This window comes from Candidatus Rokuibacteriota bacterium (genome assembly GCA_030647435.1).
Classification (GTDB): Bacteria; Methylomirabilota; Methylomirabilia; order Rokubacteriales; family CSP1-6; genus AR37.
Window position 1 is genome coordinate 1 of sequence record JAUSJX010000103.1, and the last position, 3,896, is coordinate 3,896.

General features: G+C 68.6%; 4 protein-coding genes and 1 pseudogene. 3 read left to right on the forward strand and 2 right to left on the reverse strand.

What is annotated here, in order from left to right:
* Positions 1-473, reverse strand: a 473-nt coding sequence (locus Q7W02_18320) for a hypothetical protein (GenBank protein ID MDO8478116.1), incomplete at its 3' end; no start/stop codon positions are given.
* A 136-nt stretch (positions 474-609) separates the two neighbouring features.
* On the opposite strand from Q7W02_18320, the gene Q7W02_18325 reads away from it, so the two are divergent.
* Positions 610-987 (forward strand): response regulator, encoded by a 378-nt coding sequence (locus tag Q7W02_18325; GenBank protein MDO8478117.1) that lies wholly within the window; start codon positions 610-612, stop codon positions 985-987.
* On the opposite strand, the gene Q7W02_18330 is transcribed toward Q7W02_18325, so the two are convergent.
* Positions 984-2,771: an adenylate/guanylate cyclase domain-containing protein gene (locus Q7W02_18330; GenBank protein MDO8478118.1), complete on the reverse strand. Its 1,788-nt coding sequence runs from the start codon at positions 2,769-2,771 to the stop codon at positions 984-986. The two genes, Q7W02_18325 and Q7W02_18330, sit on opposite strands and share 4 nt — an antisense overlap.
* A 121-nt stretch (positions 2,772-2,892) precedes the next feature.
* Here Q7W02_18330 and Q7W02_18335 point away from each other — a divergent pair, with 121 nt between their 5' ends.
* Both Q7W02_18335 and Q7W02_18340 read left to right on the forward strand, forming a co-directional pair.
* Positions 2,893-3,285 carry a hypothetical protein gene (locus tag Q7W02_18335; GenBank protein MDO8478119.1) on the forward strand — a complete coding sequence of 131 codons (393 nt, stop codon included), beginning with the start codon at positions 2,893-2,895 and terminating at the stop codon, positions 3,283-3,285.
* Positions 3,286-3,462: 177 nt separating this feature from the next.
* A pseudogene (locus Q7W02_18340) lies at positions 3,463-3,759 on the forward strand (ArsC family (seleno)protein).
* Positions 3,760-3,896 lie beyond the last annotated feature (137 nt).

Below are 3,896 nucleotides of genomic sequence, written 5' to 3' on the forward strand. Positions count from 1 at the left end.
GCGCCCCAGCGGAGGGCGGCGGGGGTGGGGGCCGGGGGCAGGGCCAGGCGGAAGAGCCGGAGCGAAACGAAGTAGAAGGCGAGCGCGGTGGCGGCGTGGAGGAGGAGGCTGGTGAGGTGGTAGCCGCCGGGGTGCAGGCCCCAGAGGAGATAGTCGAGGCCGAGGGAGAGCCAGGTCAGGGGGTTGTAGTGGCCGGCGTGGAAGGTGGTGAACATCCAGTGGAGCTGGGCCGGGCCGAGGCCGCGGTAGTGGGGGTTGGCGAGGAAGTTGAGGGCGTCATCCCAGTTGGGAATGAAGCCGTTGCCCAGGACCGGCAGGAACGCCACGAGGGTGAGCGCGATGACGGCGGCGGCCGGGAACCATCGGGTCGTCCAGAAGGCGCACCCCGCAAGCCGCCCGGTCGCGGAGGCGGGCGCGAGCTCACCGGGAATCCCGGTCATCGAGCCGGGCTCCCGATCCGACGCGCTCTCCATGCGCCTCATTCTGCCCTCCGGAGCGCGGGGCGCGCACGGTATTGTTGACGCCTTTTCGTCGCCGACGGCTAATAATATCCTTGTTGCGATCCCGCGCGCCTACGCGACGGCAGTCAACGCCACGTGAGGAGGGGCGATGCGTCCTGGCAAGATCCTGGTCGTTGACGACGACCCTGAGGTGTGCATGGCCACGCGCGACTTCCTCTCGAGCAAGGGGTACGACGTGGCGGTCGCGAAGGGCGGGCGCGAGGCACTCAGGCTGCTCGACGCCTCCCCCGCCGACGTGGTCCTGCTCGACGTCGCCATGCCGGACATGGACGGCATGGAGACCCTCAAGCGCATCGTCGCGACGTACCCGGCCATGCCGGTGATCATGGTCACGGCCAACGCCGACATCGAGATCACTTCGAAGGTGCTCCAGCTGGGCGCGGCCGACTACGTGCCCAAGCCGTTCGACCTCGACTACCTCGACCAGGCCATCTGCATCCAGTTGTCGGCAGGCCGCGGCACCTAGCCCGGCGGCTCGGGCGGGCGATCCACCACGGTGTAGATCTTGACCGGGATCTCCTTGCCCTTGACGGTCACCTCGCCCAGGTAGCGCGTCTCGAAGAGGCTGTTGACCTCGAGCCACGTCGCCTCGCTGATGACGACCGGCACGTTGAAGTCTTTGGTGATGCTCTCGAGCCGCGAGCCCAGGTTGATCGTGTCGCCGATGGCGGTGTACTCCAGGCGCTGCTCCGAGCCGATCGTACCCACGACCGCGTCGCCCGTGTTGATCCCGACGCCACAGGCGAGCGTGCCGCCGTGCTTCGCGGCGAACCGCTCGGCCAGAGGCTTGAGCCGCTCCTGGAACTCCACGGCCGTCCGCACCGCCTGGGCTGCGTGGTCGGGCGCCTCGAACGGCACGTTGTAGAGCGCCATGATCGCGTCGCCGATGTACTTGTCCACCGTCCCGCCGTGCCGGAAGACGACCTCGGTCATGACCGTGAGGTACTCGCGGAGGAAGGTCACGACCTCCTCCGGCTGCATCCGCTCTGACATAGACGTGAAGCCGCGGATGTCGGAGAAGAGCACCGTCATGCGGCGCCGACCCGCCCCCAGGCCTGCGTCGTCCTTCTGCCTCACGATCTCCTTGACGACCGATGGCGAGAAGAACCGCGACAGCCGCCGCTTCTCGACCTGCTCCTGCGCGAAGTTCTTGGCGACGACGCCGACGTAGGGGATCAGCAGCGCCAGCGGCACCGGCAGGGCGTCCATCCAGAGGCGTCCCCACCGGAACGCAGCCTGCGTCCCGGCGAGGTAGGTCAGCGCCGTGCCCGCGACCAGGAGGAACGCGGCGAGCGGCCGGAACACCGTCGCGGCCCACCCTGCCGCGCCGCCCGCGACCATGGCCAGCGCCGCGTCGACCAAGGCCGGCGCGCGACGGATCGGAATGCCTGCGAACAGCGTGTCGAGGATATTCGCGTGGATCATGACGCCCGGCATGGTTCGAAATGGAGCGAAGGGAGTCGGGAACACGTCTTGGAGGATCTGCGTGGTGGCTCCAACCAGCACGATCTTGCCCTCGAACACTTCCGGGGGGATTTCCCCGCTGACGACGCGCGAGTAGGCGACGCGCGGGAAGGTGTCCGGCGGGCCCGCATAGTTGATCCAGAACTCCGCGTTGCCGGGCAGGGGCGCCGTCGGGATCCCGGCGGACTTGGCGAGCCGGTAGATCTGCAGGTCGAATCCGGGATACTCGCGATCCTGAAAGTCGATCGTGAGCCGGGCGCGGCGGACGAACGCGTCAGGGTCCGTGATGATGTTGACCGGGCCCCACGCGGCCGCGCCGGCGCGGATCTCGGGGAGCGGTGTTTGAATCTTCTCCAGCTTCTGGATCCAGCCCGACTCCCGGACCTCGCCGAGCCCGGCCGCCAGCACGACCCTGCCGGAGCGCGCGATGGCCTGGGCGAGCGCCCGGTCGTCGGCGGGCCCGCGCGACGACGGCTCGATGAACAGGATGTCGAGGGCGATCACGGCCGGCTTGCCGCGGCTCACGATGTCCACGAACTTGGCGTGCAGCGCCCGCGGCCAGGGCCACGGCATATTGAGCTCGACGAAGGAGTCCTCGTCGATGGTGACGATGACGACCGGTGCGTGCGGCGTGCGGGGGCCTCGCAGCGAGAACTGCGCGTTGACCGCCTTGAGCTCGTTGTGGGCGAACAAGCCCAAGACATCGTAGGCGTCGGCCAGGGCGGCGGCCAGCCCGATGAGGCTTCCCACAAGGATCGCGCGCCATGGGAGGGAGGCGAAGGTCACGGCGGCGTCACCCTAACACGCGGACGCCATGCCGCTCAACATCAGCGCCCTTGCTTCCACCGGTCGCTTGGCCTTAAGCTTCACGAACCGCGTCATATTCCCGCTTGCCCGAAGGATGGCCATGAGACTGCGGACGCTGGTCAATCGGCTCATCTGGCTTGGCCTTGCCGCGTACCTCGGGTATGCAGCGCTGTTGGCCGCATCGAGCTACCTCCAGGTCAAGGAGGCGGTGGAGCAGGCCGTCGGCGATTCCATCCAGCGCCAGAAGGCCGCCGTGGCCACGGGCCGATCCACGGCCGCAGCCCCGGAACAGGCGGCGGATGTCAAGGCCGCCATCCTCCTCGCCGCGCGCCGGGCGAACCTCCCCGTCGAGGCTGGGAAGCTCGTCGTCAAGCCGGAAGGGGAGCGCCTTCGCATTTCGCTTCACTGGCCCTGCGTAGTGCTGACGGTGGCGGATGAGGTCGCTTTCGCGGTTCCGCTGTGGATGGATCGAGCGTTTGACGTCCGCCCGTAGCCCCGAGGCTCCCGGGCAGCGTCGGCCTCCCAAGGAGCCGGTGATGCTCGGGGGAGGCCTGACCGCCGCCGCCTCGTTCCGCTGGATCGAGCAGCCCATGCTGAGGATCAAACGGAGGTTTACGCCATGACGAAGATCGACTGGAGCTACCACCGCAACGGCTGACAGACCTGCGCCAAAACGCAAGGGTTCCTTGCGAAGCGCGGGATCAGCGCGGCCGTCCAGGTGGATGCCAAGAAGCAAACCATCAAGGGCGACCAGGCCCTGGGCGTGCTCGCCGGCGTGGACGAGCTGTATGCCGCCAAGGGCAGACGCGTCGTCCACGTGGATCTCAGGAAGGGCAAGCCGGACAGGGCCGCGCTGCTGGGCCTCCTGCTCGGGCCCACGGGCAACCTGCGGGCGCCCACGCTCAGGAAGGGGCGGACGCTCCTCGTGGGCTTCGACGAACCGACGTACAAGCAGGTGCTGCACTAGCCCAACTTCCGCAGTTCGAGCGGCGCGACCCCGGGTTTCGGGCCGCGCCGGGGTGTAAGTGCGCGCCGCGGCACACCGGGGCCCGGCACGGTGCGTGTAGTGCCGACCAAGTGCATTGACTTGCGCGCGCGGCCAAG